The following is a 26,987-nucleotide window of genomic DNA, read 5'->3' as shown; positions in this document are numbered from 1 at the left end:
CTCGGAGGGGGAACCCATATGCGGGACAGCCATCGGGCCGAGGCCGAGCGGCTGTTGGCACGGGCCGTGGAGGAGGAGGTCCGGCGGTCGGGCGGGCGCGTCGACGGGAGCGTACTGCTCTCGCGGGCGCGCGGCGCGCTGGACGCCATGGCGCAGACGGCCGCCGAGGAGTACACGGCGTACACCGGAGCGCTCGACGAGGCGGAGGCGGGCCGGCTCACCTTCGCGCAGCGGTACGCGAAGGAGGGCGCCGGAACTCCGCTGCTCGTGGCGGTGGTTGCGGCGCTCGCGGCGGGGGTGTCCGACCTGTCGTTCGGCACGAGCGTCGGCACGGCGCTCGGGACCGGCGCGGTCGTCGCCGTGGCGGGCGCGGCGGCGACGGTCGTGAAGGTGACGGCCTCCCACGTGCCCGCGGCGAGCCGCCGCGCGGGTGAGCTCAGCAGGCCCGGCGGGCCCGAGCAGCTGCGGCTGCAGTGGCTGACGGCCCTGGAGGTGCGCGGCATCCGGCCCTTCCTCGACCAGCAGCGGGTCCTCGCCGCATCGACCGGCTCGCACGCGGCGAAGAAGTCGGCGCCCCAGCTGCGCGGCACGGACAAGAGCGCGGCGGCCCGGCGGCGCAGCGTGCTGCAGCAGTCCTTCGCGCAACTCCCGGAGACCGCGGCGCCCTTCGTGGGCCGGCGGGCCGAGCTGGGGCAGATCGCGCGGTGGGTGCACGCGGCGCGCGCCAGCACCGACACCCGGCCCACGGTCGTCGTGCTGCACGGCGCGCCGGGCTCCGGGCGGACCTCGCTGGCGGTGCGGGCGGCGCACGACCTGCGGGACCAGTTCCGCGGCGCCTGCGTGGTGGACCTGCGCGGCGACAGCCCGCAGGAGTCCCCGATGTCCACGCGCGACGCCCTGATGCATCTGCTGAACCGGTTGGGCGCCCCGCGCGAGCAGCTGCTGTTCCGGGAGCGGTCCTCGCAGGAGCAGCAGCTCAAGCGGCTCAGCGAGCTCTACCACCAGTATCTGACGGGCGTCGCGGTGACGATCGTCCTCGACGACGCCGGCGACGCCGAGCAGGTCCGCACGCTGGTCCCGGAGCGCTCGGACAGCCTCGTCCTCGTCACCGCCCGGGAGCCGCTGGAGCTGCCCGCGGACCTGCCCGCCTGGGTGCACCGGCTGCCGGTCGACGCGCTGGACGAGGCGGGCGCCGAGGAGCTGCTCCGCGAGTCCGCGGAGGACCTCTCCGGGCCCTACGATGCCGAATCGGCGGACGCGGTGCGGGAGTTGTGCGGCGGGCTGCCGCTGGCGCTGCGCGCCGCCGGCTCCTCGCTCGGTCCGCGGACGCCGCGTCAGCTGGCCGCCGACCTGTCGGCGTACGGCCCCGCCGACAAGGTCGGTCCTGTCGAGCGTGTCCTGTGGCTGCGCTACTCCGACCAGCCGGAACCGGCCCGGCGGCTGCTGCGCCGGCTCGCGCTCGCCGGGCGCGCCTCGCTGGGCACGGCCGCCGCGGCGGCGCTGCTCGGCACGGACGAGGAAGAGGCGGCCCGGCAGCTGACCGCGCTGTCCCGCGCGGGCCTGCTCGACCGCCCCCGCCCCCGGAACGGGACCGGTGAGGCCCCCGAGGCCCCGGCCTGCCGCTACCGCCTGCACGACCTCGTCCGCTCCTTCGCCAGGGCCCGCCTCCTGGACGAGGAGGAGGCCGCCGAGCGCACCGCCGCGCAGGAGCGCCTCATCGCCAGCTATGGAGAGCTGGCCGACACGGTGATCCGGCTGGTCGACGGCAAGACGTCCACGCGCGCCAACCAGTTCGGGCAGCACGGTTTCGCCTCGCTCGACGCGGCCCTGCGCTGGCTCGACGACGAGTCGACGTTCATCACGGCGTCCCTGCGGCACGCGGAGGGCGTCGACCAGCGGGCCGTGCTCAACCTCCTCGGCGCGCTGTGCGACTACTGCCTGCTGCGCGGCGACCTCTACCGCCTCGGTGAGATCAACGAACTGACGCAGGCCATCGACCAGGGCCTGCTCGGCCGCAGCGTGCAGTGGCGCACGGGCATCGCGGCCCGTCAGCTCGGCGAGCTCGACCAGTCCCGCACGACGCTGAACTCCGTCGTCGACCTGTACTTCGAGGCCCACCAGGACGCGGCCGCCGCCCGCGCCCTCGGCTCCCTCGGCATCACCCTGCACCACCAGGGCAACCTGACGGAGGCGGCGGCCCGCCTCACGGAGGCCCTCGACCTGCAGGCCGCCGACGAGCTGGCGGGCGACCGCGCCTGGACGCTGCACGCGCTGGCCGCCGTCGAGCGGGACCGCGCCCACCTGGCGCACGCCCTCGGCATGCTGGAGACGGCGCTCGCGCTGCACCGTGACAGCGGCTCTGTGCACGGCGAGGCCTGGACGCACTTCCAGCTCGGCCAGCTCTGCCTGCGCATGGGTGACGTGCCGCGCGCGGAGGGCGAGCTGCGGACCGCCCTCGACCTGTACGGCCGCACGCGTGACGCGCGCGGCGAGGCCTGGGCGCTCACGCAGCTGGCGCGGGCCCGCCTGGTGGACGGCGACCCGTCCCCCGCCGTCGACGGGCTGCGCCACGCGGTGTCCCGGCACCGCGACAACGATGACGCGCGCGGTGAGGCCTGGTCGCTGTACTACCTCGGCCAGGCCCTGGAGGAGACCGGCAGCCTGGACCAGGCGGTGCGGGAGCTGGAGCGGGCCCGCACGATGTTCTCCCGGATGCGGGACGTGTACGGCCTGGCGTGCGCCCGGCACCACTCCGCGCGCGTCACCCGCGACCAGCGGGCCGCCCAGACGGGCTCCCTGCGCAATTCCGGCTTCGCCCGCCAGCTCCTCGTGGACGCCCGCGCCGACTTCCAGCGCATCGGCGTCGCGCACGGCGAGGCCTGGACGTGTCTGGAGCTGGTCGTCGTCGACGCGGGCAACAACCGCAGCCAGCAGGCGCTCGCCCTGTGCGACGAGGCCATCGAGCTCTTCGCCTCCTACGGCGACCGGCGCGGCGGCGACTGGGCCCGTTTCCTGCGCTGCACCCTGCTGCCGTACGCCTCGCCGGGCGGCTGGGAGATCGGCACGGCGGTCGCCCAGGAGGAGCTCGGCCAGCTGACCCGGGCCGGCCATCCGACCCGGGACGGCAAGCTCGCCGAGTACGTCCAGGCGTACGGCCTGCTCCTGGAGCGGGGCGCCGAGCTGGAGACGGGCTGGCAGGCGTGGCGGCTCGGCATGGTGCCGAGCCGGCATGCGCGGGAGGTGATGGGGGTCGACGTGCCCCGGCCGAGCTGAGCCGACGCTGCAGAATCGGACTTCAGCCGAAATGACACGAAAGAGGTCATTATTCCTACTGTCGGCCTACGACCGCTGTCGCCGTGAACCGGCCCGGGTGACGCTCGCAGAGTCCGCTTCTCCTCCTACGAAGAGGTATTCATGCGTACTCGCTCCATCCTCACCACAGCCGCCTTCGCCGCCGTCACCGTGATCGGCGGTGCCGGCGCGGCCGTCGCCGACCCCGACCCGGTCAACGCGGAGGTCTCCAACTCCCCCGGCATCATCAGCGGAAACGCGGTCCAGGTCCCGGTCGACGTCGACGTCCCGATCTGCGGCAACACGATCGACATCGTCGGAGTGCTCAACCCCGCGACCGGCAACCACTGCAAGACCAACTGACGGTCGGCGCACACATGAGGAAGGCCCCGCCGGTGCGGGGCCTTCCTTCTTGCCTGTCACGTGCCGGTCATCGGCCGCCGGTCATCGGGGCGGCGCCGGGTACCGTCCGGCGGCGGCCCTGAGGGCGGCGACGGTGAGCGCCACGACCAGCAGGGAGGCCAGCGTCGCGACCGCCGCCGACAGGGTCGGGAGGGGTGCGGTGACCCCGTCGGGCCGCAGGACGTACCTGAGGGTCGTGGAGTCGACCCGGCCGTCCACGAGATGGCCGAGCGTCAGCCCGCCCGCGACGAGGGTGCTCGCCACGGCCACGAGCGGAGACCCGCTCAGGAACAGGGCCACGCCCGCCGCCGCGCAGACCGCGGAGACGGCGATCGCGGCCGGCAGGCCGAGGCTCGGCGCGTCCGACCAGTTCAGCGGGAAATGAGCGGCCGCACAGAGCAGCAGGAGCACGCCTGCCGCGCGGCGCAGCCAGACGAGGCGTGCGCTGTCCCGCGCGGCGAGCGGTGCCGCGCCGGGGACCGTGCCGGGCGAGGGCCGGACGGCTTCGTCGGACGACGTGGCCGCCGTGCCCGCGGTTCCGGCGGCCGCGGCTTCTGCGGCCGCTTCGGCGTCGGCCTCGGCGTCGGCGTTCCTGTGCTCCTTCAGGTTGCCGATCAGCTGCATCAGCTCCTCGACGGACCTGGTCGTACCGGCGGCGTGCACCACCTCGGCGCCGCTGTGCGGATCGTGCGGGGGCCGGGACAGCAGGTGGACGAGCCGGCTCACCTCCGGAATGGGGCGTTCCTCGGCGGCGTGCCGGATGGCCTGGTTCATGGGCTCGGCGGGGTGCTCGGGCGGACCGAGCAGCTCCACCAGGCGGGTGACGTCGTCGACGGACCGGGCGACGGCGGCCAGGCGGAGCACCGAGGCCGCGGTCGGCATGCCGGTCGGCGACTGCTCCAGGCGGGTGACGAGGTCGACGACATCGTCCAGCGGCCTGGACACCACGGCGACGCGTATGAGGTCCGCGACCGCGCCCTCGTCGGTCTCCGGCACCACCTGGGCCGGGGGTCCGTCGTCGACGTCGTACGGGGGCGGGTCCGGGGGGACGACGTCGCGGTCGAGCTCGACGGCTCCGTCCACGGTCGGGTCGGGTGTCGGTTCGGCTGTGGGGTCTGCCGTCCGGGGCCACGGGGCGGGCTGGTCACGCGGTGGGGCGCCGAGCTGCGCGGTGCCCCAGTGAACCGACGTCGAAACCAGAGGTTCGCCGGTACCGGAAGAATCCCCAGCGGCGGCAGAGAATGACTCAGCGGCCATCTTCTCTTCTCCATTTCAGCGGGACGTCCTCGCCCCGCGCGTGAGCGTGTATCCCGTTCTATGCACGCTTCATGCGCCCCGCCACTGGAGAAGCCGCCCGGCGGCACGTACTCGATCACTGAGGAGATGGGGGGACCGCTCGCCGCCGGTGCCCACGGACGGGCGGCTCTGCTCCGGCATACGGCCCACGATCGTTTTGCCCGCGGGCCGGTCCGGTGAGGTCTGTGGGGTCCGTTCTTCTGTGCAGAGAGGCACCCATGCGCACGCGCTCGATCCTCATCACCGCGGCCCTCGTCACGGCCACCGTCATCGGCGGCGCCGGCGCCGCCACCGCCGACTCCTCGCCCGGCGCAGTCGCCCACGGCAAGGCCAAGAACTCCCCCGGCGTCCTCAGCGGCAATGTCGTCCAGGTGCCCGTCGACCTGTCCGTCAACGCGTGCGGCAACACCGTGAACGTCATCGGCCTCCTCAACCCGGCGGCCGGCAACACCTGCGTCTCGAAGTAGCCCACCGCCCCGTCGCGCGCTGACACGACGGGGCACTTCTCTACTTCCCGCTGTCGGACTCCCGCCGCACGGCGCCCGCGTCCTCGCCCGCCGCCGCGCCGACCGGCTCCTTCTCCGCGGACTCCGTCTCCGCCGGCTCCTTGAAGTCGACCTTCCGCATGTGCCGGTTCATCGACTTCATCAGGCCCCAGACGGCCAGGGCCATCACCGCGAAGACGATGAAGCCCAGGACACCCGGAGTCACCTTGTCGTCGTCGACCTCCTTGGCAAGAGGGACGAGATGCGTCATTGCCAGATGTGCGTTCACGCTAGGCATTGTCGCGGATGCCCGCAAAGAGGTCGTCCTCGGGGAGGGATGTATCGACGAGCGACTTCGCGAGCTCGTACTCCTCCGTGGGCCAGACCTCCTTCTGGATCTCCATCGGCACCCGGAACCATCCGCCGTCGGGGTCGATCTGCGTGGCGTGCGCGATCAGGGCCTTGTCACGGATCTCGAAGAAGTCGGCGCACGGAACGTGCGTGGTCAGCGTGCGCTCGACCCGCTCGAACTCGTCCCAGCGCTTCAGCCAGTCCCCGTACGGCGACTCCAGGCCGCGGTCGAGCATCGCGTGGTGCAGCGCCTCGGTGCGCGGGCGGTTGAAGCCCTGGTTGTAGTAGAGCTTCTGTGGCTGGAAGACCGGGCCGAACTCGCTCTCCGGGTACTTCTCGGCGTCCGCGGCACCGTCGAAGGCCACCATCGTGATCTTGTGGGTCATGATGTGGTCGGGGTGCGGATATCCGCCGTTCTCGTCGTACGTCGTGATGACCTGCGGACGGAAGGCGCGGATCTGGCGCACCAGCTCACCGGCGGCCTTGTCGACGTCCTCCAGGGCGAAGCAGCCCTCGGGCAGCGGCGGCAGCGGGTCGCCCTCGGGGAGCCCCGAGTCGACGAAGCCGAGCCATTCCTGCTTGACGCCGAGGATCTCGCGCGCCTCGTCCATCTCCTTCTTGCGCACCTCGTGGATGTTCTCCTGGATGTAGGTGTCACCCTGGAGCTTGGGGTTGAGGATGTCGCCGCGCTCCCCGCCCGTGCAGGTCACGACGAGCACGTCCACCCCCTCGGACACGTACTTGGCCATGGTGGCCGCGCCCTTGCTCGACTCGTCGTCGGGGTGGGCGTGCACGGCCATCAGTCGAAGCTGCTCAGTCAAGACTCGATCCTCAAGTAATCGGGCGCCCTCGGTGATCCGGCGCGTTGAACAGGTGCCGCCCCGCAGGGGCGTCGATGAGGGGCGGCGGTCGGGTGGCGGGCGGGAGGCTTCTATAGTGACGGAACCGGGGGGCGGAAAATTCCGGCATCCACTGTTCCTGGAGGACGATCATGGCGGCGGTGGGCTCGAAGCTCCCCGAAGGGCCTTCCGAGGGCTCCTCCAAGGGTGTTCCCGAGGGGCGGTACGGCCGCTCCCGCACGGCCGACGAGGCCGCCGACCGCAAGCTGAAGATCGTCGGCTCGGTGCTCGGCGTGCTGCTGCTCGGTGTCGTCGGCTGGTTCGGCTACGACTACGTCAACGGTACGAAGGTCAGCGCCGAGGTCATCAAGTTCGACGTCGTGTCCGACCGGTCCGTCGAGGCTCATCTGGAAGTCCGCAAGGACACGGACGCCCGGGGCTACTGCACCCTGCGCTCGCAGGCGGAGTCCGGCGCCGAGGTCGGCCGCGCGGACTTCCGCTTCGACCAGCGCACGGACCGTATCGACAAGGTCGTCACTCTGCGTACGACAAGTAGGGCCACCAGCGTCGAGCTGCTGGGCTGCCACTCCGACTGACATCGGCCGACATTCCGGCGTTTACCGCGCTCACCTGCGTTGACGCAAATCTGATGGCTTATGTCCTCCCCCTTGGGCGCCTGAATTGTTAGGCTCGTGGTTTCGCCCACCCGTGAAGGAACATCCTTCTGGGTAGGGCGATGCTTTGTATTCCCAGTACCTACGAGGAGCACCTGTGACCCAGACCAGCGAGAACGTCACCTGGCTGACCCAGGAGGCGTACAACCAGCTCAAGGCCGAGCTGGAGTACCTGTCTGGTCCTGCGCGCACCGAGATCGCGGCCAAGATCGCCGCGGCGCGCGAGGAGGGCGACCTGCGGGAGAACGGCGGGTACCACGCGGCCAAGGAGGAGCAGGGCAAGCAGGAGCTCCGCGTCCGCCAGCTCACCCAGCTCCTGGAGACCGCACGGGTCGGCGAGGCGCCGGCCGACGACGGGGTCGTGGAGCCCGGCATGGTCGTCACCATCGCCTTCGACGGCGACGAGGACGACACGCTGACCTTCCTGCTCGCCTCCCGTGAGTACGCGAGCGGCGACATCGAGACGTACTCGCCGCAGTCCCCGCTGGGCACCGGCGTGAACGGCAAGAAGATCGGCGAGAACGCGCAGTACGAACTGCCGAACGGCAAGTTCGCCTCCGTGAAGATCCTCGCCGCGAAGCCGTACGCGGCCTAGCGCGCTCCCAGAGCTCCGCACACGACTGAGCCCCCGGCACCCTGAAGCGAGGTGCCGGGGGCTCGGTCGTGTGCGCTCAGGCCGTCGCCGAGCGGTACTTGCGGACCGACAGGGTGCGGAAGATCAGGATGATCAGGACCGAGTAGATCACCGAGGCCCAGACCGGGTGCTGCATCGGCCAGGCGTCGGACGGGGACACCCCGGGGTTGCCGAAGAGCTCGCGGCAGGCCTGGACGGTCGCGCTGAAGGGGTTCCAGTCCGCGACATGCCGCAGCCAGGGCGTCATCTTGCTGGAGTCCACGAACGCGTTCGAGATGAAGGTGACCGGGAAGAGCCAGATCAGGCCACCCGAAGTCGCCGCCTCCGGAGTGCGGACCGAGAGACCGATGAGCGCGCCGACCCAGGTGAACGCGTACCCCAGGAGGAGCAGCAGGCCGAAGGCGCCGAGGGCCTTGCCGATCCCCTCGTGGATGCGCCAGCCGACGAGGACCGCCACGATCGCGAGGACCAGGAGGGTCAGCGCGGTCTGCACGAGGTCGGCGATGGTGCGGCCGGTGAGGACCGCGCCGCGCGCCATGGGCAGGGAGCGGAAGCGGTCGATGAGGCCCTTGTGCATGTCGTCGGCGATGCCGGCGCCCGCGCCCGCGGTCGCGAAGGTGACGGTCTGCGCGAAGATGCCCGCCATCAGGAAGTTGCGGTAGTCCGCCGGATCGGTGCTGTTGCCGATCATCATGGAGCCGCCGAACACATAGCTGAACAGCACCACGAACATGATCGGCTGGATCAGGCCGAAGATGACCATCTCCGGGATGCGCGACATCCGGATCAGATTCCGCTTGGCGACGACCAGGGAGTCCCTGACGGACTGGCCGATGCCGCCGGCGGGCCTGGGGGCCGCCGTGCGCGCGGTGTCGGTGACGGTGCTCACTTGCCGGTCTCCTTTCCGTTGCCCTCGTCGGCCAGCTCGGCGACGTGCCCGGTGAGGGAGATGAAGACGTCGTCGAGGGTCGGGCGGCGCAGGCCGATGTCGTCGATCTCGATGCCGCGGGTGTCCAGCTCGCGGATGACCTCGGCGAGGAGCTTGGCGCCACCGGCGACCGGGACGGTCAGCTTGCGGGTGTGCTCGGCGACGGCGACCTCGCCCTTGCCGAAGCCGCGCAGCACCTCGGAGGCGGTGGCGATGTGCTCGCGGTCGTGCACGACGACCTCGACGCGCTCGCCGCCGGTCTGGGCCTTGAGCTGGTCGGAGGTGCCGCGGGCGATGACGCGGCCGTGGTCGACGACGCAGATGTCGTGCGCGAGGTGGTCGGCCTCTTCGAGGTACTGCGTGGTCAGGAGCAGTGTCGTACCGCCCGAGACGAGTTCCTGGATGACCTCCCACAGCTGCTGGCGGTTGCGCGGGTCCAGGCCGGTGGTCGGCTCGTCCATGAACATCACGGGCGGCGAGACGACGAGCGCGGCGGCGAGGTCGAGGCGGCGGCGCATGCCTCCGGAGTACGTCTTGGAGGGGCGGTCGGCGGCGTCGGCGAGGTTGAACCGGTCGAGCAGTTCGCCCGCCCTTGCCTTCGCCTCCTTGGCCTTCATCTGATAGAGCTGGCCGACCATCTGGAGGTTCTCGCGGCCTGTCAGATACTCGTCCACGGCGGCGAACTGGCCGGACAGGCCGATCGAACGCCGCACTTCGTTCGGATGCTTGAGGACGTCTATGCCCGCGACGACCGCCTTGCCGCTGTCCGGGGTGAGCAGTGTCGTCAGGCAGCGGACCGCCGTGGTCTTGCCCGCGCCGTTCGGCCCCAGGAGGCCGAGCACGGTACCTTCCGGGACATCCAGATCGACGCCGTCCAGAGCACGTACGTCGCCGAAGGTCTTCACCAGACCTTCGGCGTAGATGGCGCCTGGCATGAGATTCCCCCTGGTGTGGGTGACTTCCGGTGACTTTCTACGGAAAGCTTAGGTTTGCCGGACTTCGTACGCCCGACGACGGGTGACGCAGAGCACACCGTAACGCGATACATCGCGTCGGCTCACCTCATTTTCGAAAGATGGTCCCGGAGGGGGAGCTTCAGCCGATGACCGTGTAACCCGCCCCCCGCAGGGCCGCTCCCACCTCGGTGCAGTGCTCGGGGCCCTTCGTCTCCAGGTGGACCTCCACCTCGGCCTCGGTGATCCCGAGCCGGGGGTCGGTGCGCACGTGGCTCACGTCGAGGACGTTGGCGTCCGCCTCCGACAGCACCCCGAGCAGTGTGGCGAGCGCGCCGGGGCGGTCCGTCAGGCGCAGCCGCAGCGAGAGGTAGCGGCCCGCCGCGGCCATGCCCTGGCGCAGGATGCGCTGCATCAGGAGCGGGTCCACGTTCCCGCCGGACAGCAGCGCCACCACCGGCCCCTCGAACGCCTTCGGGTCGCTCAGCAGGGCCGCGACCGGGCTCGCACCGGCCGGCTCCACCACCATCTTGGCCCTCTCCAGGCAGAGCAGCAGGGCGCTGGAGAGCTCGTCCTCGGAGACCGTGACGACCTCGTCGACCAGCTCCTCGACCAGCTGGAACGGTACGTCGCCGGGGCGGCCGACCTTGATGCCGTCCGCCATCGTCGCGGGGTCGCCGATCGACACCGGGCGCCCCGCGGCAAGCGAGGGCGGATAGGCCGCGGCCCCCGCCGCCTGCACGCCCACCAGCTTCACGTCCGGGCGCAGCGCCTTGACCGCGACCGCGATGCCCGCCGCGAGGCCGCCGCCCCCGATGCCCACGACGAGGGTGCGCACCTCAGGGCACTGCTCCAGGACCTCCAGGCCGACCGTGCCCTGCCCAGCGATGATGTCCGGGTGGTCGAAGGGGTGGATGAAGACGGCGCCCGTCTCGTGGGCGTACTCCTGCGCGGCGGCCAGCGTCTCGTCGACCACCTGGCCGTGCAGCCGCACCTCCGCTCCGTAGTCCCGCGTCGCCGCGACCTTGGGCAGCGGCGCACCGGCCGGCATGAAGACCGTGGAGCGCACGCCGAGGAGCGAGGAGGCCAGCGCCACGCCCTGCGCGTGGTTGCCCGCGCTGGCGGCCACGACACCGGCGGCGCGCTCCTCGGGGAGCAGGCCCGCGATCCGCACGTACGCGCCGCGCAGCTTGAAGGAACCGGTCCGCTGGAGGTTCTCGCACTTGAGGTGCACCGGCGCCCCGACCAGCTGCGACAGGTGCCTGCTGCCCTCCATGGCCGTCATCCGGGCCACTCCGGAGAGCATCTTCTGCGCGCCGCGCACGTCGTCGAGGGTGACCGTCGGCAAGGAGTGGGGCGTGCGGTAGCTCATGACGGCAAGTCTTGCAGCCGGCGTCCGGGTCCTCCTGCGGCGACCAAGGGACGAGACCGTTCTGAGCGTGGGTTTGCGCAGCGCAGGTACGGTACGCGCCGCGGCCGCGTACCCTGTCCCCCAACCCACTGCCCTCGCATGAAGTGAGCCCCCGGCCATGCCCACAACTCCGGACATGACGACCGCCAGCGACCCCGCCCTCCTGGACAGCCTGCAGCACCAGGTGGCGGTCTTCGCCCGCCGTGCGGAGCAGACGCGCCTCGGCGGCGTAGGACAGGTCCGCAACTCCATGGACCGCGCCGCCTATCTGCTGCTCAACCGCCTCGACAAAGAAGGCCCGATGGGCGTCAAGGCGCTCGCGGCGAGCATGGGCATCGACTCCTCGACCGTCACCCGGCAGGTCGCCCCGCTGGTCGACACCGGGCTCGTCAAGCGCACCTCGCACCCGGAGGACGGCCGCGCCGTGGTGCTCCAGCTCTCCCCGCGCGGCCAGGCCAGGCTCGACGAGGTGCGCTCCTCGCGGCGCGAGCTGATGGCCGAGCTGACGCAGGACTGGGAGCCGCAGGAGCGCGAGAGCTTCTGCGCGCTCCTCACACGCTTCAATTCCGCCCTCTCGGCACGGCAGACGTCACAGCCGGCTCCCGGAGGAGAAGTTCCGGCCACTCCGGAGTCTTGACCCCGGACCCGCGTCTGGCCTCATATGAGACCGGAGGCCGCTTGCTCGTGGCCTCCGGCCGGGAGGCGCGGTGCGAGAGCGGCAGGCGTTGCGGAACGCCCGCCGTGCCCGGGAGTTCGAGGCGTTCGTCGCGGGCGCGGCAGGGCGGCTCCTGCATGCCGCGACGCTCCTCACCGCCGAGCCCCCGGACGACAACCCACGCGCGCGTGCCCTGCTGACCGCCGCCCTCGCGCACACGTACGCGTCGTGGGACCGGCTGCGCGGCGAGGATCCGTACGACCGCACCCGCCAGCAGGTCGCCCTCCGCTTCGGCCGCGCCGCCTGGCGGCGCCACCGCGGCCACGGCGGGGTCCTGGCCCGGCTCAGCCCCCAGGAGCGGCTGATTCTCGTCCTGCGGATGTACGAGGGCGTCGCCGAGGAACAGACGGCGGCGCTCCTCGGCCTGCCCGCCGACCGGGTCGCGGCGATCTGCGCCCGCGCGACGGCGACGGTCCTGCACCCGCCGCGCGGCCCCGCGCCGGCCGGGGCGCCGGTCGGGGCGGTGCCCTCATGAGTCAGTACGAGCGCAAGGAGCAGGCCATCCGGCGCCTCCTGGAGGGCACGGCGCCCTCCGTGCCGCCCGAACTCCACGACGACGCGGTGCGGCGGGGCAGCCGGGCCCTGCGGCGCCGCAGGGCGGCACGGCGGCTGTTCTGGACCCTGCTGTTCGCCGCCGCGGTGGCGTTCGTCGTGTGGGCGTCGCTGGCCCGGCCGTGGGTGGAGCCGCCGTCGGACACGACTCCACCCCTGACGCGCTGGGGCTGACCGGCGGGTGCTTACTGGCCGAGCGCCTGCTGGAGGTCGGCGATGAGGTCGTCCGCCGACTCGATGCCCACCGAGAGGCGCACCAGGTCCGCCGGGACCTCCAGGGCCGAGCCGACCACCGAGGCGTGCGTCATGCGGCCCGGGTGCTCGATCAGCGACTCGACGCCGCCAAGCGACTCGCCGAGGGTGAACAGCTTGGCGCGGTTGCAGACCTCGACGGCCGCCTCCTCGCCGCCCTGGACACGGAACGACACCATGCCGCCGAAGGACCGCATCTGCTTGGCGGCGATCTCGTGGCCGGGGTGCTCCGGAAGGCCCGGGTAGAGGACGCTGCTCACGCGCGCGTGCCGGGTCAGCATCTCGGTGACCTTGGTGGCGTTCTCGCTGTGCCGGTCCATGCGCACCGCGAGGGTCTTGATGCCGCGCAGCACCAGCCAGGCGTCGAAGGGGCCCGCGACGGCACCCATCGCGTTCTGGTGGTACGCCAGCTCCTCGCCCAGCGCCGCGTCGCTCACGACGAGCGCGCCGCCGACGACGTCCGAGTGGCCGCCCATGTACTTCGTCATGGAGTGCACGACGACGTCAGCGCCGAGCGCCAGCGGCTGCTGGAGGTAGGGGCTCGCGAAGGTGTTGTCGACGACGAGGCGCACGCCGGCGTCACGGGCGATCTGCGCGAGCGCGGCGATGTCGGTGATGCCGAGCAGCGGGTTGGAGGGGGTCTCCACCCAGATCGCCTTCGTACGGTCGGTCAGCGCTGCCCGCACGGCCTCGGGGTCGGAGGTGTCGGCCACCGACCACTCCACGCCCCACCGTGAGACGACCTTGTCGAAGAGGCGGAAGGTGCCGCCGTACGCGTCGTTGGGGATGACGACGTGGTCACCCGGGCCGAGCAGCGTACGGAGAAGGCAGTCCTCGGCGGCGAGGCCGGACGCGAAGGCGAGTCCGCGGCTGCCGCCCTCCAGCGCGGCCAGGTTCTCCTCCAGGGCGGTCCTCGTGGGATTGGCGCTGCGGCTGTACTCATAGCCGCCGCGCAGGCCCCCCACGCCGTCCTGCTTGTAGGTCGACACCTGGTAGATGGGCGGGACGACGGCGCCGGTGAGGGGGTCGGCGGTGTTGCCCGCGTGGATGGCCACGGTCTCGAAGCTCTGCGTGCTGTGCGAGTCACTCATGCGGCCTGAGCGTAGTGCGCGCGGGGGCCCTTCTGCCGGGTCGGTCCGGGTACGTCCCGGCAGGTTGGCCAATTGTCCGACCCGTCTGGTTCGCTTGTGTCATGGAGATTCTCTGGTTCCTGTTCGCGGTGATCATGATCGGTGCGGTCCTGGGGCCCGTACTGCTGCGCAGGCGCGGCGGGATCCGGCAGGTGGCCCCCGGCTCGCCGGACGCCGCGGACCCGGCGAACTACGGCTTCCTGCGCCAGGAGGAGCTGGACATCCGCATGCCGGGACCGGACGCCGACCTCCTCGAAGTGCTCGACCTCGTGCAGCGCACGCAGGAGTGGAAGGCCGCCTCACAGCTCCTCGCCGGCACGGAGACGCACGGCGAGCGGCGCTGGCAGCGCGTGCAGGCCTTCGCGGGCGCGGCCTCGCTGGAGCTGCAGCGGCGGCCGGGCGGCGTCAGCGACACCCCGGGCGGGCAGTGGCTGCGGGTGTGGCGCGCCGAGGCGCCCAAGGACGCGGGCGGTGCCGCGGTGCACGCGGAGTTCCTCGTCCAGCAGGCGTGGCGCACGGCGGTGCAGGGGACGGACGAATTCCGGATCATTCTGGAGGAGGCGAAGGAGGCGTGCGCGCAGGCGGCGCTGCTCGCCCCCGGCGACCCCGTTCCGTACATCATCGAGCTCTCCATCGCGCGCGGACTGGCGTATCCCCGCGAGGAGTTCGAGCAGCTGTGGCTGAAGATCCTGGACCGCGCGCCCGCGCACATGGGCGCGCATCTGGCGGCGCTGCACTACTGGTGCGAGAAGTGGCACGGCTCCCGCGACCTCGCCAACGACTTCGCGGAGGCCGCGGCCGCCCGCGCGCCCCGCGGCTCCCTGCTCGCGGCGCTCCCCCTCTTCGCGGTGTACGAGCACCTGCCCGAGGTCAACCTCGTCCGCGGGTTCTACGAGAGCGAGGTCGTCACCAAGGCCGTCGAGGGCGCGCTGTTCGCGGTGCACTCCGCGCGCGCGGACGACCCGATGCTGGCGCACGTCCGCCACCTCCTGGTCTTCTTCCTGGTCCGCTCCGAGCGCTGGGCGGAGGCCATGAACCAGCTGGTGCACGTGGACGGCCACATCGGCGCGCTGCCCTGGACCCTGTCCGAGGACCCCGCGTCGGACTACGCGGTCTACCGCGCCCTGGCCGTCGCGGGCTACGAGGCGAACGGCGGCAGCCCGGCGACGCTGCCGCACTGACGAGAGCGCCGGGGGGCAGGGGGTGGGCACCGACCGACCGGAATGCCCCGCCCCCTCCGTACGTTCACCCCGCAGACCCCTGTCACCCACGAGGAGACCCGCATGATCTTCGGACGCACGCCCGAGCTCCCCACCGCCGAGCAGGCCCTCAAGGGCCGGGCCACCCCGGAATTCGAGGTCCCCTCCCGCCACACGGTGCTCGGCAACCCGCTGCTCGGCCCCTACCCCGACGGCCTGGAGATCGCGGACTTCGCGCTCGGCTGCTTCTGGGGCGCGGAGCGCAAGTTCTGGCAGACCGAGGGCGTCTGGACGACGTACGTCGGCTACCAGGGCGGCTACACGGAAAACCCCTCCTACGAAGAGGTGTGCTCCGGCCTCACCGGCCACACCGAGGCCGTGCGCGTCGTCTTCGACCCGTCCAAGGTCTCGTACGCCACGCTCCTGAAGCTGTTCTGGGAGTCCCACAACCCCACGCAGGGCTTCCGCCAGGGCAACGACGTCGGCACGCAGTACCGCTCCGCGATCTACACGCACTCCCCCGCGCAGGAGGAGGCGGCGACCGCGTCCCTGGAGGCGTACCAGAAGGTCCTGACGACCGCCGGCTACGGCACGATCACGACGACGGTCCTCCCGGCCGACACCCGCCCGTTCTGGCCCGCCGAGCCGTACCACCAGCAGTACCTGGACAAGAACCCCGACGGGTACTGCGGGATCGGCGGCACGGGCGCGGTCCTGGACGCGCCGTCGGAGACGAACTGGGGACGGGCGTGCCCGACGGGCATCGCCCCGGCGCCGAGCCAGAACTGACCGCCCCCTTGCTCCCCCGCCGGGGCCGCCCCGGGCGGACGGTCAAGTACCGCATGCTGAAGACCGCCTGGGGCATCGCCGTGGACCTCACGGCGGACGCCTCGCTGGCAGCGGTCCCACCCGCGCACGCGGAGCGCGTCGGCGCGCATGTGTGGCTGGACGTCTCCCCCGTCCTCACCCACCCGCCCGCCGACCGCACGGGCCGGCGGCTCGCTCCCGAGGAAGCGGTGTGGCTGCGCCACGGCGTGGCGCTGGCCGCCCCGGCGGTGGCGGCCCGGCACGCTCCCCTGCACACCACGGTCACCGTCCACCACGTCTGGTTCCCGGAAACGGACTACCAGCCGGAGGGCCTCGCGGCGGCGGTGATCCAGTGGCTCGAAGAGGAGTTCACCCTGCCTCCCCACGGAGTGACCGCCACATTCGACCACCCCGCCAACCGGTACGTGTACACCTGGTAGGACCCTCAGTCACCGACCCCGAGGTCCCGCCGCATCACGCGCCGCAACTCGGCGATCGCCGCGTCGTTCCCGGCCTCCAGCTCGGCGTAGCTCTCGCTGTCGGCCGTCACACCGTCGAGGACGCGGTCCCGCGTCGTCCGCAGCGCGACGAAGGCCGACCTGGCGGCAGCCACGACATCGCGCGGGGCGATGATCGCCAGCTGGTGCCGGATCTCGTAGGCACCCGGCGCCAGAAACCGCTCCCGGACCTCACGCGCGTACTCCTCGCTGCCCGGGGTAGCGCCGACGGCCCCCTGCGCGCACTCGTGCAGGGCCGTGCGGACGCGCGAGAGCGCCGCCGTGTACTCCGCGTACAGCTGCCTCCGCGTCGCCGTCTCCCGGTCCGCGCTCTCGCGCCGCCACCGGGCCCGGTCGGCGAGCAGCGTCGCGCCGACGCCGATCACCGCGCCCAGCAACGTACTTACCGGCGATATCCACTCCACGAGGACACGACCCTAACGGCCCCCGGCCCCTCCGTGCGGGCACCCCGTAAACCCCCGAAGAGGTGTGCTCCGGCCTGGCCGGTCATGCGGAGACGGTCCGCGTCGTCTTCGACCCGTCCCGGCACGGGCGCCGTCCTCGACGCCCCCGGGCCCCAACCCGGCCCGCGGTCACCCCAACAAACCGAAACGACCCACCAGTTGAACTGATGAGCCGTAACGAAAAATCGAGATCGAGTTGAGGCGCTCTACCTGTCGCTGCACGAGGACTGACTGCCACATTGGACTGTGCCGCTCGAGTCCTTCTCCCACGGGAGCGGACTAGGGCCGAAAGCCAGAACGACGATCGAGGTGACGCCAAAGGTAGCCAGCGCCAGGCGCCATCCGCGTGAAAGCTTTTTACTCAATCTTCCTCCTTCATAAGCCCTGCGCACCCCATCATCGCACATTCATTCTTGCCATGCGGAGACTGGTGCGGCATAGAAAGGAAGCAGCGCCGAGCACGGCCCAGAGCAGAGCTACGGCCCACGACGTCCGATTCTCGACCGGAAGCGTAGGCCATGACCAAAGGGCCCCTGGGAGAGTTCCGCTCGAGCTGGCCACAAAGAATGCCGGGAATGCCAGCCCCAGCGGAAGTATCCAACTCTTGTCGGACCCGAGGAAGGTCACCGAAGCAAGCGCAGCACCGCAATAACCAAGATAGTTCCTGAATCCTGTGGCTGCCATATCCTGACCCCCCAAGATGAGCACAACCGTCTGCACGCAGGCCGTTACCAGAAAGGCGAGAGCAAGATAATCCCCCTGCACTCTTACTCTTCTACGAGGCGCTACATCCTCAAAGTCACCCATACTGGACCGGCACGAGAAGGCAACGAGTGAGCCCGTCACGATCGGGAAAAACTCCGCCAGTGTCGTGGCCTGCCCAGAATCCTTGGTGAACGAAGGAACGCACAAGGCCGTAGCCCCCCATACTGCAATCCCCAATGAGGAAATCGCCAGTACGGCAATCGCCCCGCCCACGCTCTTGGCTCTGAGGCGGAGGCCCAAAAACCGTCCGACCCGGACGTTGCGCCCCTCGATGAGACCAGAGATCATTTCTCGCCGCACTTCGCGGAAGTCACCTCAAGCCAACGCGCCACCTGGGCCTTTTGGTCTGCTTCGCTCATCCTCAGGACCTTCCTCACTCTACGAGTCGGGTCAAAACCCGTGTACGTATACTCTCCTTGCAGCACCGACTCGCCTCGCACTTTTGCTTCCACCCATGCAGCCGTAAGCGTAGAGGCGGCAAGGCGCTTTTCGAGTTGGGTTTCCGACTCCGCGGGGCAGTCTCGAAAGCGAGGGAGGGAACTGTCTATCAGGCCGGTCCAGATGGCAGACCCGCCATACCCGACCTCGATGCCCTGATCCTGGGAATTGATGCCCTTTTCGACGTAAACCGCTTTCTGTGACGTGAGCCCTTCCGTCACCTTGTGGATTCTCTGCGCCATGCCGGCTATCCGCGGAATGAATGACGCATGATCCTTCCAGAAACAGATGTGTGATCCACTGGAGCTGTCGCACACCACGTTTGCTGCTTCCGGCGTACGTGCTTGCAGCAGGTCTGTTCCAGCCGCCATGGGGACGCCGAGAACGAAACAAGCCATCGAAGCGAAGAAGGAGCATACGGAGAGTCGCGATGCTGTTGAAACGGGCTCACTGCCTGCGGTACGTCCACGCAAAGCACGGAGACCATTACGGGCGGCTGCGCTGGTGCACGCCGAAAGAACTCCGGCGACAGCCAGCAGGACCTTCACCGCCAAAGCCGAGGCAGTCACGCTTTGATCCACAATCGTCAGCGCAGGCACCCAAAGGGCCAGTGACGAGTACTGCGGCATGACTGCTATAAGACAGTACGAGAGAACACCGATTATCAAGGGTGTAAATCGGCTTGCCGCTACTCGTCCAACGGTATAGCTCAGGCCTACCACAGATACCAGACCCAGAGCACTGATTACCCAGAACGATATCCTGGGGGCACCGGGAGGGCTTGACAACGCCGTATGCAGAAAGGGTATGGCGGCTAGGACCGCATAGAGCCCAACCATCTGAATGCAGAGCGCGAGGATTCGGATAAGGTCAGTCATCCCGACCGGCCGAGCAGCCACACTGAAGATATCGGACTTTTCCGCCTCAGAGGCTTTGAACCCCCGGTGGGCGGCCGCCATCGTGCCCGTGACGACAAGCACGACGACCGGCTGCGTGACGGCTGCACTCGTTTCAGGCCACAGGCCACGCCATGAGTCGAGGAAGAAGTAGAGGATGCCGAAATAGGTGACGGCCACCAGAGGGGACCATCGCCATAGCAGTCCTCGCCTGATCTCTGCCCAGAGGACTGTCACGCTTCGCGCCTTCCTTCAATCACGGAGATGTATCCCCGTTCGAACTCAGTGTCCCCCTCGCTGTCGGGCACAGCCAGGCTTTCCAGTTCCGCGGATTCCCCCTGGAACAGCAGCGCTCCTTCATGCAGTACGCCGACACGTGCACAGGTGTGCGAGACGTCCTCCGCTATATGGGTGCTCAGGACAACACACGAACTATCGCTCAAGTAACGGATGAGCTTGCGGAAATCTGTGCGCTGCCTGGGGTCCAGCCCGGTTGTCGGCTCGTCCAGAATGATCAGTTCCGGCGTTCCTGCTATTGCCTGAGCGATTCCGGCGCGTCGGAGCATTCCGCCCGAGAGCTTTCTCATGGGCGTCTTGGCATGGTCCGACATACCTGTGCGCTCCAGAGCAGTGCAAGTCGCCTGCTTTATCTGCCGGTCAGGTATCTCGCGCAGCCACGCGCAGTAGGAGACGAACTCATAGACACTGAAGTCTCCCGGATAACGGAAGGACTGCGGAAGGAATCCGATCTCACGACGTGCCGCGCGTAGTGCCTTCTGACTGCGCAGGTCAGTTCCTCGGAACAGCAGCTCACCATCTCGCGGGGCCAATCTCGTGGCGAGAGTTCGGAGCAGGGAGGTTTTTCCCGCTCCGTTGGGGCCAAGAAGGCCGAAGGCGCCGGTGGAAAGGCTGAGGTTCACGCGATGCACCGCTATATGCGATCCGTAAGCTTGGGTCAGGTTCCTAAGCTCAATTACAGTCATTGCCGTTTCTCCGACCGCCCCGGGGCGGCTCTTCGATGCCGCCCCAAGGCGCTCTTGTGGATCAGTGTCAGGTAGCTGCTATCGCGTCTCTACGGTTATTCCACGAATGCTGAACCTGCACTCCGGGGCACCCCGGCGCACGGTCCCGCCAGACTGGCCGTACCACCCGTTACGCAGGTCGGCCTGAGCCACACAATCCGATTCGATGCGCCATGTGGCCTTTCCGGTGCACTGAGCCCAGCCGCCCGTGTTACCCACACTCTTCTTGCAGCTGAAGCCAGAGCTACGCGCAGCAATACCCGAAGAAATGTCGGTGGCGCTGGCCTGGGCCGTGGAAACGGCCACGACCGCGAGTGCTCCCAGCATGGCGCCTACTGCCCCTCCGAGGGCTCCTACCTTGTTCAACTTGCTCTCCCCTACTGAGTTTTCGTTTTCCTACTGCTGGATGTAGACGGCGCGAATCTTGAAGGTGCACCCGACGTACAAGCGGTGCCTGCCGCCACTCTGCTGCATCCAGTCCGAGTAGTCGTCGGGCTCGCTCACGCAATCAGCGCGTGCACGCCATTTGCCGTTACCAGTGCACTCACCCCATCCGCCTGTCTTACCTGCGCTGGTCTTACAGGAAAGGCCACTTCGCGCGGCAGCCAACGGGGCATCAGTTGCGGCCTGCGCGGAGCCCGTTACCGAGGTCGCAGCCAAGAGGGCGACTCCTGCCGCCAGCGCGGCCTTGCCGGTGATTGCACTGAATCTCATTCGTCTTCTTCCTGTGGTTGGCCATGGCGCATGAACACGCAAGCCGGGAACAGGTCACCCCTCGCGTCGGAGTGACTGACTTGATGATCATAAAAGCACCATCTAGGGCAGATAACCGGACATGTGCCGCTCGGGGTTGAAGTCGGACCTCTGCACTCCGCTGCCACTCGCCTGCGAAATGGGCGCCATGTAAGGCAAGTTGTCGCCGCTATGGCGGTGCGGTCGCACAACTGTTGCGGTCGGCACGTTACTTGGCGGGCCGCGCCGAAGGGTACGCATTCCGCTCTGCCGGTCCGGCACTAAGTGGTCGGTGGCAAAAGTGAGTTGGCTTCCATATCCGACTCATCCGGCCCGACCGAGCTCTTTGACGCTCGACGTCGCGCGACAGTCACCCTGCGCGCAGGAGGCTTGGTTTCGTTATACAGCCTTTATTTTCTACGTCCAGGCCGGTGGCTGCCACGGTCGGGCTTCCTCTGCCCTCAGCGAATCTGCCACAGGCCGAGATTTCTGACAGGTGGGTCCCCGTCGGTCAACAGTGAAGTCAGGGCGCGGCCTCGGGGCCGCCGGACTTCTGGGAGGCGTGATGTCTGTACGGGACAGTGGCTGGGACTCGGCGCGGCCGCGGGGGGAGGATGGGGACACCGCTCCGTCGCGGTTCGACGACCATCTCGCCGCGCAACTGCTCAATCAGCGGATCGTGTTCCTCGGGACGCAGGTCGACGAGGTCTCCGCCAACCGCGTGTGCGCGCAGATGCTGTTGCTGTCGGCGGAGGATCCGAAGACCGACATCTCCCTCTACATCAACAGCCCGGGCGGGTCCGTCACCGCCGGGCTCGCCATCTACGACACCATGCGGCTCATCCCGAACGACGTGGCCACGCTCGCCATGGGATTCGCCGCCAGCATGGGGCAGTTCCTGCTCAGCGTCGGCACCGCGGGGAAGCGGTTCGCGCTGCCCAACGCGCGGATCATGATGCACCAGCCGTCCGCGGGCATCGGCGGCACCACCGCCGACATCGCCATCCAGGCGGAGAACCTGGAGTTCACGAAGCGGACCATCGAGCGGCTCACCGCCGAGCACACCGGGCAGAGCGAGGAGACGATCTCGCGGGACGGCGACCGGGACCGCTGGTTCACCGCCGAGCAGGCCAAGGAGTACGGGATGGTCGACCACGTGGTCGAGTCGCTGGAGGACGTGCGGCCCGCCGGGTCGAAGCGCCGTATCGGGCTCGGAATCTGAGGAGGGGGAGGAAGCAATGAGCCAGTACACGATTCCGACCGTCGTCGAGCGCACTCCGCAGGGCGGCGAGCGGGCGTACGACGTCTACAGCCGGCTGCTCTCCGAGCGGATCATCTTCCTCGGGACGGAGATCGACGACGGGGTCGCCAACGTCGTCATCGCGCAGCTGCTGCACCTGGAGTCCTCCGCGCCGGAGCGCGAGGTCGCCATCTACATCAACTCGCCCGGGGGCTCCTTCACTTCGCTCATGGCCATCTACGACACCATGAGCTTCATCTCCGCGCCGATCTCGACGTTCTGCGTCGGCCAGGCCGCGTCGACGGCCGCCGTGCTGCTCGCGGGCGGCGACCCGGGGCGGCGGTTCGTGCTCGACCACGCGCGCGTGCTGCTCGGTCAGCCCGCGAGCCGCGGCCGGCAGGGCACGGTGTCCGACCTCGCCCTGGAGGCGCAGGAGATGCTCCGGATCCGCTCGCAGGTCGAGGAGGTCCTCGCCCACCACACGCACCACGACGTCGCCACGCTCCGCGCCGACATGGACCGCGACAAGGTCTTCACCGCCCAGGACGCGGTCGCCTACGGCCTCGCCGACCAGGTGCTCAGCAGGCGGGTCCTGCCGGCCGCCGCCTGAGCGGCGGCCGGCGGGGTCCCGGTCGTCAGGCCGCCAGGCGCACTTCGCCCTGGTACGACGCCCTGGCCGGCCTCGCGCGGGGAAGGCCGGCCAGGCGGGACTGGGCCAGGGAGAGCACGTCGGACAGGCCGAGGCCGAGTGCGTGGGCGGCGGCCGCGAGGACCTCGGACGAGGCCTCCTTGCGGCCGCGCTCCACCTCGGAGAGGTAGGGCATGGAGATCCGGGCGGCGTCGGACACGTCCTTGAGCGTGCGCTCCTGTGCGAGGCGCTCGGTGCGCAGGACATCTCCGACGACATCACGCCAGAGGGGCTCCTTGGCCTCCCCCGGCCGCCCCGATGGTGCGGGGTTCGGCGCCGCCTTGAGCGGACGCAGGTGGATGACGCGGGCTTCGTTCGCCTTCTGGCGCTCTTGGCTGCTCACTTCCTCAGCCTAGGAGCGATACGGTCACGGGCGCAGCGTGCGGGGTTCCGCCGCCCGCGAAATCCGCCGGCGAATCCGCCCTCGGAATCCGCCCGCGAAATCACTGACTGCCCGGACTCCGCGCCGAGCCCACCGACGACGCGTCCCGTCCCCAGCTGGCGAGCAGCCGCAGCCCCTGCGCCGACGCCGAGTCCGGCTCCGCGTGGTACATCAGCAGCGACTGGTCGCAGTCGTCCGGCAGGCGCAGCGTCTCGAACGAGAGCGTCAGGTCACCCACCAGCGGATGGCGCATGCGCTTGACGCCGTGGCCCTTCTCGCGGACGTCGTGCGTGGCCCACAGGCTCCTGAACTCCTCGCTCTTCACGGAGAGTTCGCCGACGAGTGAGGACAGCTCCGGGTCGTTCGGGTAGCAGCCCGCGTCCATGCGGAGGTAGCCGACGATGTCCGACGCCTTCTTGTCCCAGTCCACGAAGAGCTCGCGCGAGCGCGGGTCGAGGAAGCAGATGCGCGCCCAGTTCCGCTCGGCGGGCGCGAGCTCGCCCCAGTCGCCGAAGAGCGCCGCGGCGAGCGCGTTCCAGCCGAGGATGTCGGAGCGGCGGCCGACCACGTACGCGGGCACGTCGTGGATGGAGTCCAGGAGCTGCTGGAGCGCGGGCCGCATGGGCTGCGGGCGCGCGGCCTTCTTCTTCTTGAGCGTCTTGGGCTTCGCGAGGCGCGTCAGATGGGCCTGCTCGGCGTCGGTCAGCCGCAGGGCCCGCCCGATCGCGTCGAGGACCTCGCCGGAGACGTTGCGGCCGTTGCCCTGCTCGAGGCGGGTGTAGTACGCGACGGAGACCCCGGCGAGCTGCGCGAGCTCCTCGCGGCGCAGGCCGGGCACCCTGCGGTGCCGTCCGAAGTTCGGCAGACCGACGTCCTCGGGCTGCAGCCGCGCCCTGCGGGTGCGCAGGAACTCGCTCAGCTCGGCCCTGCTGTCCAGCGGCCGCGCCTCGGGGATCTCGTCGTCCATGTTTCCAGTATCCAGGCTCGGGTGCCGGGTCGTACGCCCCTGAGCCTGACCCCGCCAGTGGTAGGCACAGTGGTCGTAGGCAGAACGGGTGTCTGGGTGACGTCCCAGGTCAGTGACAGTGTCGAAGACATGACTGAGCAGATCACCACCGTTTCCGCCTACGCCGCTCCCGCCCCCGAGGCGCCCCTGGAGCGGACCACCGTGCCGCGCCGCGCCGTCGGCGAGACCGACGTCCTGATCGACATCAAGTACGCCGGGATCTGCCACTCGGACATCCACCAGGCCCGCGACGGCTGGGGCGAGGGCATCTACCCGATGGTGCCCGGCCACGAGATCGCCGGCGTCGTCACCGAGGTCGGCCCCGGTGTCACCAAGTTCTCCGTGGGTGACCGCGTCGGCGTCGGCTGCATGGTCGACTCCTGCCGCGAGTGCGAGAACTGCAAGGCCGGCCTGGAGCAGTACTGCGTGCAGGGCAACGTCCCGACGTACAACGGGCTCGGCAAGGACGGCGAGCCGACCTACGGCGGCTACTCCACGCACATCGTCGTCGACGAGGCGTTCACCGTCCGCATCCCCGACGGGCTCTCCCTCGACGTGGCCGCACCGCTGCTGTGCGCCGGCATCACCACGTACTCCCCGCTGCACCGCTGGCAGGCGGGCCCCGGCAAGAAGATCGCCGTCGTGGGCCTCGGCGGCCTCGGCCACATGGCCGTCAAGATCGCGCACGCCATGGGCGCGGAGGTGACCGTCCTCTCGCAGTCGCTGCGCAAGAAGGACGACGGCCTGCGGCTGGGCGCCGACCACTACTACGCGACCAGTGACGACGCCACCTTCGAGCAGCTGGCGGGCTCCTTCGACCTGATCCTCTCGACGGTCTCCGCGCCGCTGCCGCTGGACAGGTACCTCGGCCTGCTGCGCTCGGAGGGTGCCTTCGTGAACGTCGGCGCCCCGGAGGAGCCGGTCTCCCTCAACCTGTTCTCGGTGATCGGCGGCGGCAAGACCCTCGCGGGCTCCATGATCGGCGGCATCCAGGAGACGCAGGAGATGCTGGACTTCTGCGCGGAGCACGGGCTCGGCTCCGAGATCGAGCTGATCCGCGCCGACCAGATCAACGAGGCGTACGAGCGGGTCCTCGCCAGCGACGTCCGCTACCGCTTCGTGATCGACACCGCGACGATCTGACTCGTCCGCGCGGCCTAGTTCCAGGAGCGCACCCCCGGTGGGCCCGGCGACCGATGTGGCGCCGGGCCCGCCGGTCCTACCGTGGTTCCCGGACCGGAGAACGGCAGGACCGGCAGACCGGGAGGTCGCACGATGTCGATCGAGCTCAACCACACCATCGTCACGGCGCGGGACAAGAAGGCGTCCGCCCAGTTCCTCGCGGACATCCTCGGCCTGGAGGTGGGCCCCCAGTACGGGCCCTTCATCCCGGTGGAGATCCCCAACGGCGTGACCCTCGACTTCTACGAGGGCGACGGCGGCCCGTTCGTGCCGCAGCACTACGCCTTCCTGGTCTCGGAGGACGAGTTCGACGACATCTTCGGGCGCATCAAGGAGCGCGGCCTCACCTACTGGGCCGACCCGTACCACCAGCACCCCGGCGAGATCAACACGAACGACGGCGGCCGCGGCGTCTACTGGGAGGACCCGGACGGCCACAACCTGGAGATCATCACCAGGCCCTACGGCAGCGGTTCCTGAGCCAGGAACGTGAGCACCGGCCCGGTCGCGACGTCCGCGAACTCCTCGAAGTACGCGTGCCGGGCACCGGGCACGAGCAGCGTCCTGGCGTCCGGGATGCGGGCGGCGAGCAGCGGGGCGTTGGCGGTGGGGTTGAACGTGTCGTCCGTGCCGTGGACGACGAGCGTCGGCGCCTCGATCCGCGGCAGCGCGTCCCACGCGTCGTGCCGGGCGCTGGCCCGCAGATGGCGGCGGCGGGCGTACGCGGGCATGGTGGCGTCGCCCAGGGTGTGGAACGTCCGCCCGGGGTGGGTCCGTTCCTGTTCGGCGAGCCAGGCCGGGGTGTACATCAGCTCGAGGAGGGCGCGGCGCACGGCGTCCGGGTCGGCCCGGCTCAGGGCCGAGCGGACCTCTGGGCCGCGCTCGACGCCGTGCGGACCACCGGGCGAGGTGCAGCCGAGGACGAGGCGGCCGACGCGGGCGGAGTGGTCGGCCGCGACCCACTGGGCGATGCGTCCGCCCATGGACGTGCCGTAGACGTGGGCGCGGTCGATGCCCGCGTGATCCAGGACGGCCAGCACGTCACGGGCGAGGTTCGGGGTGCTGTACGTGTCGGTGTCCGGGCGGTCGCTCTCGCCGGTGCCGCGGTGGTCGAGTACGACGGTGGTGAAGCGGGCGGCGAAGTCGTCCCGCACCGGATCCCACCAGTGGTGGTTGTTGGACTGCCCGGCGAGCAGCACCAGCGGGTCGCCGGAGCCGTGCAGTTGATAGTGGATGGCGGTACCGTCGGCCGCCCGGGCGTAGGGCATGGCCGGTCACTGTCCTCGTAGGTCGGCGACTAGGCGGAAGCGCTCCAGGACGAGCGGCGTCGCGTCGTCCACGGTGAAGCCCGGGTCGCCGAGCCCGGCCCGCACCTCGGCGCTGTGCCAGAACTCCTCGTGTCCCGCGCGCCATTGGGCCACCGTCTCGTACCCCTCCCCCTCGTCCACGGCGTGGGCGAGGTCCACTTCGCCGAGCGGCACGACTCGGACGTCCGTGATCTCGATGACGGCGACGGGCCGGTCGTCGGAGTCGACGACGGCCGCGCGCTCCCCGACGACGGGCAGCGGGTCGCCGTCCCGTTCGTAGCCGATGAGCAGTCCTGTCGTCGAGGTCTTGGACCCGTCGAGGATGGCCGCCACGAGTTGGTCGCGCAGCGGTCCGGGGTAGGCGAACTCAGCCTTGGGCAGCGGCTCCCGGGGCCCACCGGTGCCGCCCTCGTGCTCCGTGATCTCCGTCATGGGGCCACAGTAGGCGC

28 protein-coding genes and 1 pseudogene are annotated in these 26,987 nt (G+C 70.0%); 15 read left to right on the top strand and 14 right to left on the bottom strand.

What is annotated here, in order from left to right:
- The first annotated feature begins 18 nt into the window (after positions 1 to 18).
- Together ACH4D5_RS10555 and ACH4D5_RS10550 are read left to right on the top strand one after the other, a co-directional pair.
- Positions 19 to 3,273: a tetratricopeptide repeat protein gene (locus ACH4D5_RS10555; protein WP_398300642.1), complete on the top strand. Its 3,255-nt coding sequence runs from the start codon at positions 19 to 21 to the stop codon at positions 3,271 to 3,273.
- Positions 3,274 to 3,414: 141 nt separating this feature from the next.
- Positions 3,415 to 3,654: a chaplin family protein gene (locus ACH4D5_RS10550; RefSeq protein ID WP_398300640.1), complete on the top strand. Its 240-nt coding sequence runs from the start codon at positions 3,415 to 3,417 to the stop codon at positions 3,652 to 3,654.
- 81 nt (positions 3,655 to 3,735) lie between these two features.
- Here ACH4D5_RS10550 and ACH4D5_RS10545 read toward each other — a convergent pair whose 3' ends face one another.
- Positions 3,736 to 4,776 carry a hypothetical protein gene (locus ACH4D5_RS10545; RefSeq protein ID WP_398300638.1) on the bottom strand — a complete coding sequence of 347 codons (1,041 nt, stop codon included), beginning with the start codon at positions 4,774 to 4,776 and terminating at the stop codon, positions 3,736 to 3,738.
- 431 nt (positions 4,777 to 5,207) lie between these two features.
- Here ACH4D5_RS10545 and ACH4D5_RS10540 point away from each other — a divergent pair, with 431 nt between their 5' ends.
- A complete protein-coding gene (locus ACH4D5_RS10540) occupies positions 5,208 to 5,456 on the top strand; it encodes a chaplin (protein WP_398300636.1) in 249 nt (82 codons plus the stop codon).
- Between the two features lie 40 nt (positions 5,457 to 5,496).
- On the opposite strand, the gene ACH4D5_RS10535 is transcribed toward ACH4D5_RS10540, so the two are convergent.
- Positions 5,497 to 5,745, bottom strand: a complete 249-nt coding sequence (locus ACH4D5_RS10535) for a hypothetical protein (protein ID WP_398301417.1) — start codon at positions 5,743 to 5,745, stop codon at positions 5,497 to 5,499.
- 19 nt (positions 5,746 to 5,764) lie between these two features.
- Complete coding sequence (gene mca / locus ACH4D5_RS10530) at positions 5,765 to 6,646, bottom strand: mycothiol conjugate amidase Mca (RefSeq protein WP_398300634.1); 882 nt, start codon at positions 6,644 to 6,646, stop codon at positions 5,765 to 5,767.
- Between the two features lie 170 nt (positions 6,647 to 6,816).
- Between mca and ACH4D5_RS10525 the strand changes: the two genes are divergently transcribed.
- Together ACH4D5_RS10525 and greA are read left to right on the top strand one after the other, a co-directional pair.
- Complete coding sequence (locus ACH4D5_RS10525; RefSeq protein WP_398300632.1) at positions 6,817 to 7,260, top strand: DUF4307 domain-containing protein; 444 nt, start codon at positions 6,817 to 6,819, stop codon at positions 7,258 to 7,260.
- A gap of 175 nt (positions 7,261 to 7,435) precedes the next feature.
- Positions 7,436 to 7,933: a transcription elongation factor GreA gene (greA, locus tag ACH4D5_RS10520; protein WP_398300631.1), complete on the top strand. Its 498-nt coding sequence runs from the start codon at positions 7,436 to 7,438 to the stop codon at positions 7,931 to 7,933.
- 76 nt (positions 7,934 to 8,009) lie between these two features.
- On the opposite strand, the gene ACH4D5_RS10515 is transcribed toward greA, so the two are convergent.
- The 3 genes from ACH4D5_RS10515 to ilvA form a co-directional block, all read right to left on the bottom strand.
- Positions 8,010 to 8,861: an ABC transporter permease gene (locus tag ACH4D5_RS10515; protein ID WP_398300629.1), complete on the bottom strand. Its 852-nt coding sequence runs from the start codon at positions 8,859 to 8,861 to the stop codon at positions 8,010 to 8,012.
- Positions 8,858 to 9,835, bottom strand: coding sequence for an ATP-binding cassette domain-containing protein (locus ACH4D5_RS10510; protein ID WP_398300627.1), 978 nt, complete (start codon positions 9,833 to 9,835; stop codon positions 8,858 to 8,860). Before ACH4D5_RS10510 ends, ACH4D5_RS10515 begins: the two co-directional genes overlap by 4 nt.
- Before the next feature lie 160 nt (positions 9,836 to 9,995).
- Entirely contained in the window at positions 9,996 to 11,225 is a 1,230-nt protein-coding gene (gene ilvA, locus ACH4D5_RS10505) for a threonine ammonia-lyase (RefSeq protein WP_398300625.1), read from the bottom strand.
- Positions 11,226 to 11,382: 157 nt separating this feature from the next.
- On the opposite strand from ilvA, the gene ACH4D5_RS10500 reads away from it, so the two are divergent.
- The 3 genes from ACH4D5_RS10500 (at position 11,383) to ACH4D5_RS10490 (ending at position 12,705) form a co-directional block, all read left to right on the top strand.
- Positions 11,383 to 11,901, top strand: coding sequence for a MarR family winged helix-turn-helix transcriptional regulator (locus ACH4D5_RS10500; RefSeq protein WP_398300623.1), 519 nt, complete (start codon positions 11,383 to 11,385; stop codon positions 11,899 to 11,901).
- A gap of 70 nt (positions 11,902 to 11,971) precedes the next feature.
- Positions 11,972 to 12,454, top strand: coding sequence for a sigma factor-like helix-turn-helix DNA-binding protein (locus ACH4D5_RS10495; protein WP_398300621.1), 483 nt, complete (start codon positions 11,972 to 11,974; stop codon positions 12,452 to 12,454).
- The gene (locus ACH4D5_RS10490; RefSeq protein WP_398300619.1) at positions 12,451 to 12,705 is read left to right on the top strand and encodes a hypothetical protein; all 255 of its coding nucleotides are present in this window, start codon (positions 12,451 to 12,453) and stop codon (positions 12,703 to 12,705) included. The genes ACH4D5_RS10495 and ACH4D5_RS10490 overlap by 4 nt, the downstream gene beginning before the upstream one ends.
- A gap of 11 nt (positions 12,706 to 12,716) precedes the next feature.
- On the opposite strand, the gene ACH4D5_RS10485 is transcribed toward ACH4D5_RS10490, so the two are convergent.
- Positions 12,717 to 13,874 carry a cystathionine gamma-synthase gene (locus ACH4D5_RS10485; RefSeq protein WP_398300617.1) on the bottom strand — a complete coding sequence of 386 codons (1,158 nt, stop codon included), beginning with the start codon at positions 13,872 to 13,874 and terminating at the stop codon, positions 12,717 to 12,719.
- A gap of 101 nt (positions 13,875 to 13,975) precedes the next feature.
- On the opposite strand from ACH4D5_RS10485, the gene ACH4D5_RS10480 reads away from it, so the two are divergent.
- The 3 genes from ACH4D5_RS10480 to ACH4D5_RS10470 all read left to right on the top strand — a co-directional run bounded on the left by ACH4D5_RS10480 (position 13,976) and on the right by ACH4D5_RS10470 (position 16,359).
- Positions 13,976 to 15,094 carry a hypothetical protein gene (locus ACH4D5_RS10480; protein ID WP_398300615.1) on the top strand — a complete coding sequence of 373 codons (1,119 nt, stop codon included), beginning with the start codon at positions 13,976 to 13,978 and terminating at the stop codon, positions 15,092 to 15,094.
- A 102-nt stretch (positions 15,095 to 15,196) separates the two neighbouring features.
- Positions 15,197 to 15,901, top strand: coding sequence for a peptide-methionine (S)-S-oxide reductase MsrA (gene msrA, locus ACH4D5_RS10475; RefSeq protein WP_398300613.1), 705 nt, complete (start codon positions 15,197 to 15,199; stop codon positions 15,899 to 15,901).
- Positions 15,902 to 15,954: 53 nt separating this feature from the next.
- Positions 15,955 to 16,359, top strand: a complete 405-nt coding sequence (locus ACH4D5_RS10470) for a hypothetical protein (protein WP_398300612.1) — start codon at positions 15,955 to 15,957, stop codon at positions 16,357 to 16,359.
- A 5-nt stretch (positions 16,360 to 16,364) separates the two neighbouring features.
- Here the strand turns inward: ACH4D5_RS10470 and ACH4D5_RS10465 are convergent, their stop codons facing one another.
- The 3 genes from ACH4D5_RS10465 to ACH4D5_RS10455 all read right to left on the bottom strand — a co-directional run bounded on the left by ACH4D5_RS10465 (position 16,365) and on the right by ACH4D5_RS10455 (position 19,962).
- Entirely contained in the window at positions 16,365 to 16,841 is a 477-nt protein-coding gene (locus tag ACH4D5_RS10465) for a hypothetical protein (RefSeq protein WP_398300610.1), read from the bottom strand.
- A gap of 1,088 nt (positions 16,842 to 17,929) precedes the next feature.
- Positions 17,930 to 19,159 (bottom strand): hypothetical protein, encoded by a 1,230-nt coding sequence (locus tag ACH4D5_RS10460; protein ID WP_398300609.1) that lies wholly within the window; start codon positions 19,157 to 19,159, stop codon positions 17,930 to 17,932.
- A gap of 53 nt (positions 19,160 to 19,212) precedes the next feature.
- On the bottom strand, positions 19,213 to 19,962 hold the full coding sequence (locus ACH4D5_RS10455) for an ATP-binding cassette domain-containing protein (RefSeq protein WP_398300607.1): 750 nt from the start codon (positions 19,960 to 19,962) through the stop codon (positions 19,213 to 19,215).
- 1,336 nt (positions 19,963 to 21,298) lie between these two features.
- Between ACH4D5_RS10455 and ACH4D5_RS10450 the strand changes: the two genes are divergently transcribed.
- Positions 21,299 to 21,955 carry a ClpP family protease gene (locus ACH4D5_RS10450; protein ID WP_398300605.1) on the top strand — a complete coding sequence of 219 codons (657 nt, stop codon included), beginning with the start codon at positions 21,299 to 21,301 and terminating at the stop codon, positions 21,953 to 21,955.
- 13 nt (positions 21,956 to 21,968) lie between these two features.
- A pseudogene (locus ACH4D5_RS10445) lies at positions 21,969 to 22,583 on the top strand (ClpP family protease); the annotation flags it as partial.
- A gap of 25 nt (positions 22,584 to 22,608) precedes the next feature.
- Here ACH4D5_RS10445 and ACH4D5_RS10440 read toward each other — a convergent pair.
- Both ACH4D5_RS10440 and ACH4D5_RS10435 read right to left on the bottom strand, forming a co-directional pair.
- The gene (locus tag ACH4D5_RS10440; RefSeq protein ID WP_398300603.1) at positions 22,609 to 23,004 is read right to left on the bottom strand and encodes a helix-turn-helix domain-containing protein; all 396 of its coding nucleotides are present in this window, start codon (positions 23,002 to 23,004) and stop codon (positions 22,609 to 22,611) included.
- Positions 23,005 to 23,104: 100 nt separating this feature from the next.
- Positions 23,105 to 24,010: a helix-turn-helix transcriptional regulator gene (locus ACH4D5_RS10435; RefSeq protein ID WP_398300601.1), complete on the bottom strand. Its 906-nt coding sequence runs from the start codon at positions 24,008 to 24,010 to the stop codon at positions 23,105 to 23,107.
- Between the two features lie 129 nt (positions 24,011 to 24,139).
- Between ACH4D5_RS10435 and ACH4D5_RS10430 the strand changes: the two genes are divergently transcribed.
- Entirely contained in the window at positions 24,140 to 25,192 is a 1,053-nt protein-coding gene (locus ACH4D5_RS10430) for an NAD(P)-dependent alcohol dehydrogenase (RefSeq protein ID WP_398300599.1), read from the top strand.
- Between the two features lie 132 nt (positions 25,193 to 25,324).
- On the top strand, positions 25,325 to 25,711 hold the full coding sequence (locus ACH4D5_RS10425) for a VOC family protein (protein WP_398300597.1): 387 nt from the start codon (positions 25,325 to 25,327) through the stop codon (positions 25,709 to 25,711).
- Here ACH4D5_RS10425 and ACH4D5_RS10420 read toward each other — a convergent pair.
- Both ACH4D5_RS10420 and ACH4D5_RS10415 read right to left on the bottom strand, forming a co-directional pair.
- Complete coding sequence (locus tag ACH4D5_RS10420) at positions 25,693 to 26,499, bottom strand: alpha/beta fold hydrolase (RefSeq protein ID WP_398300595.1); 807 nt, start codon at positions 26,497 to 26,499, stop codon at positions 25,693 to 25,695. The two genes, ACH4D5_RS10425 and ACH4D5_RS10420, sit on opposite strands and share 19 nt — an antisense overlap.
- A gap of 6 nt (positions 26,500 to 26,505) precedes the next feature.
- The gene (locus ACH4D5_RS10415) at positions 26,506 to 26,970 is read right to left on the bottom strand and encodes an ASCH domain-containing protein (protein WP_398300593.1); all 465 of its coding nucleotides are present in this window, start codon (positions 26,968 to 26,970) and stop codon (positions 26,506 to 26,508) included.
- Between the last annotated feature and the right edge of the window lie 17 nt (positions 26,971 to 26,987).

It is taken from the genome of Streptomyces sp. NPDC018029, assembly GCF_044327655.1.
In the GTDB taxonomy this organism is placed as follows: domain Bacteria; phylum Actinomycetota; class Actinomycetes; order Streptomycetales; family Streptomycetaceae; genus Streptomyces.
Note: the sequence above shows the minus strand (reverse complement) of the source record. Positions and strands in the feature narration are given on the sequence as shown.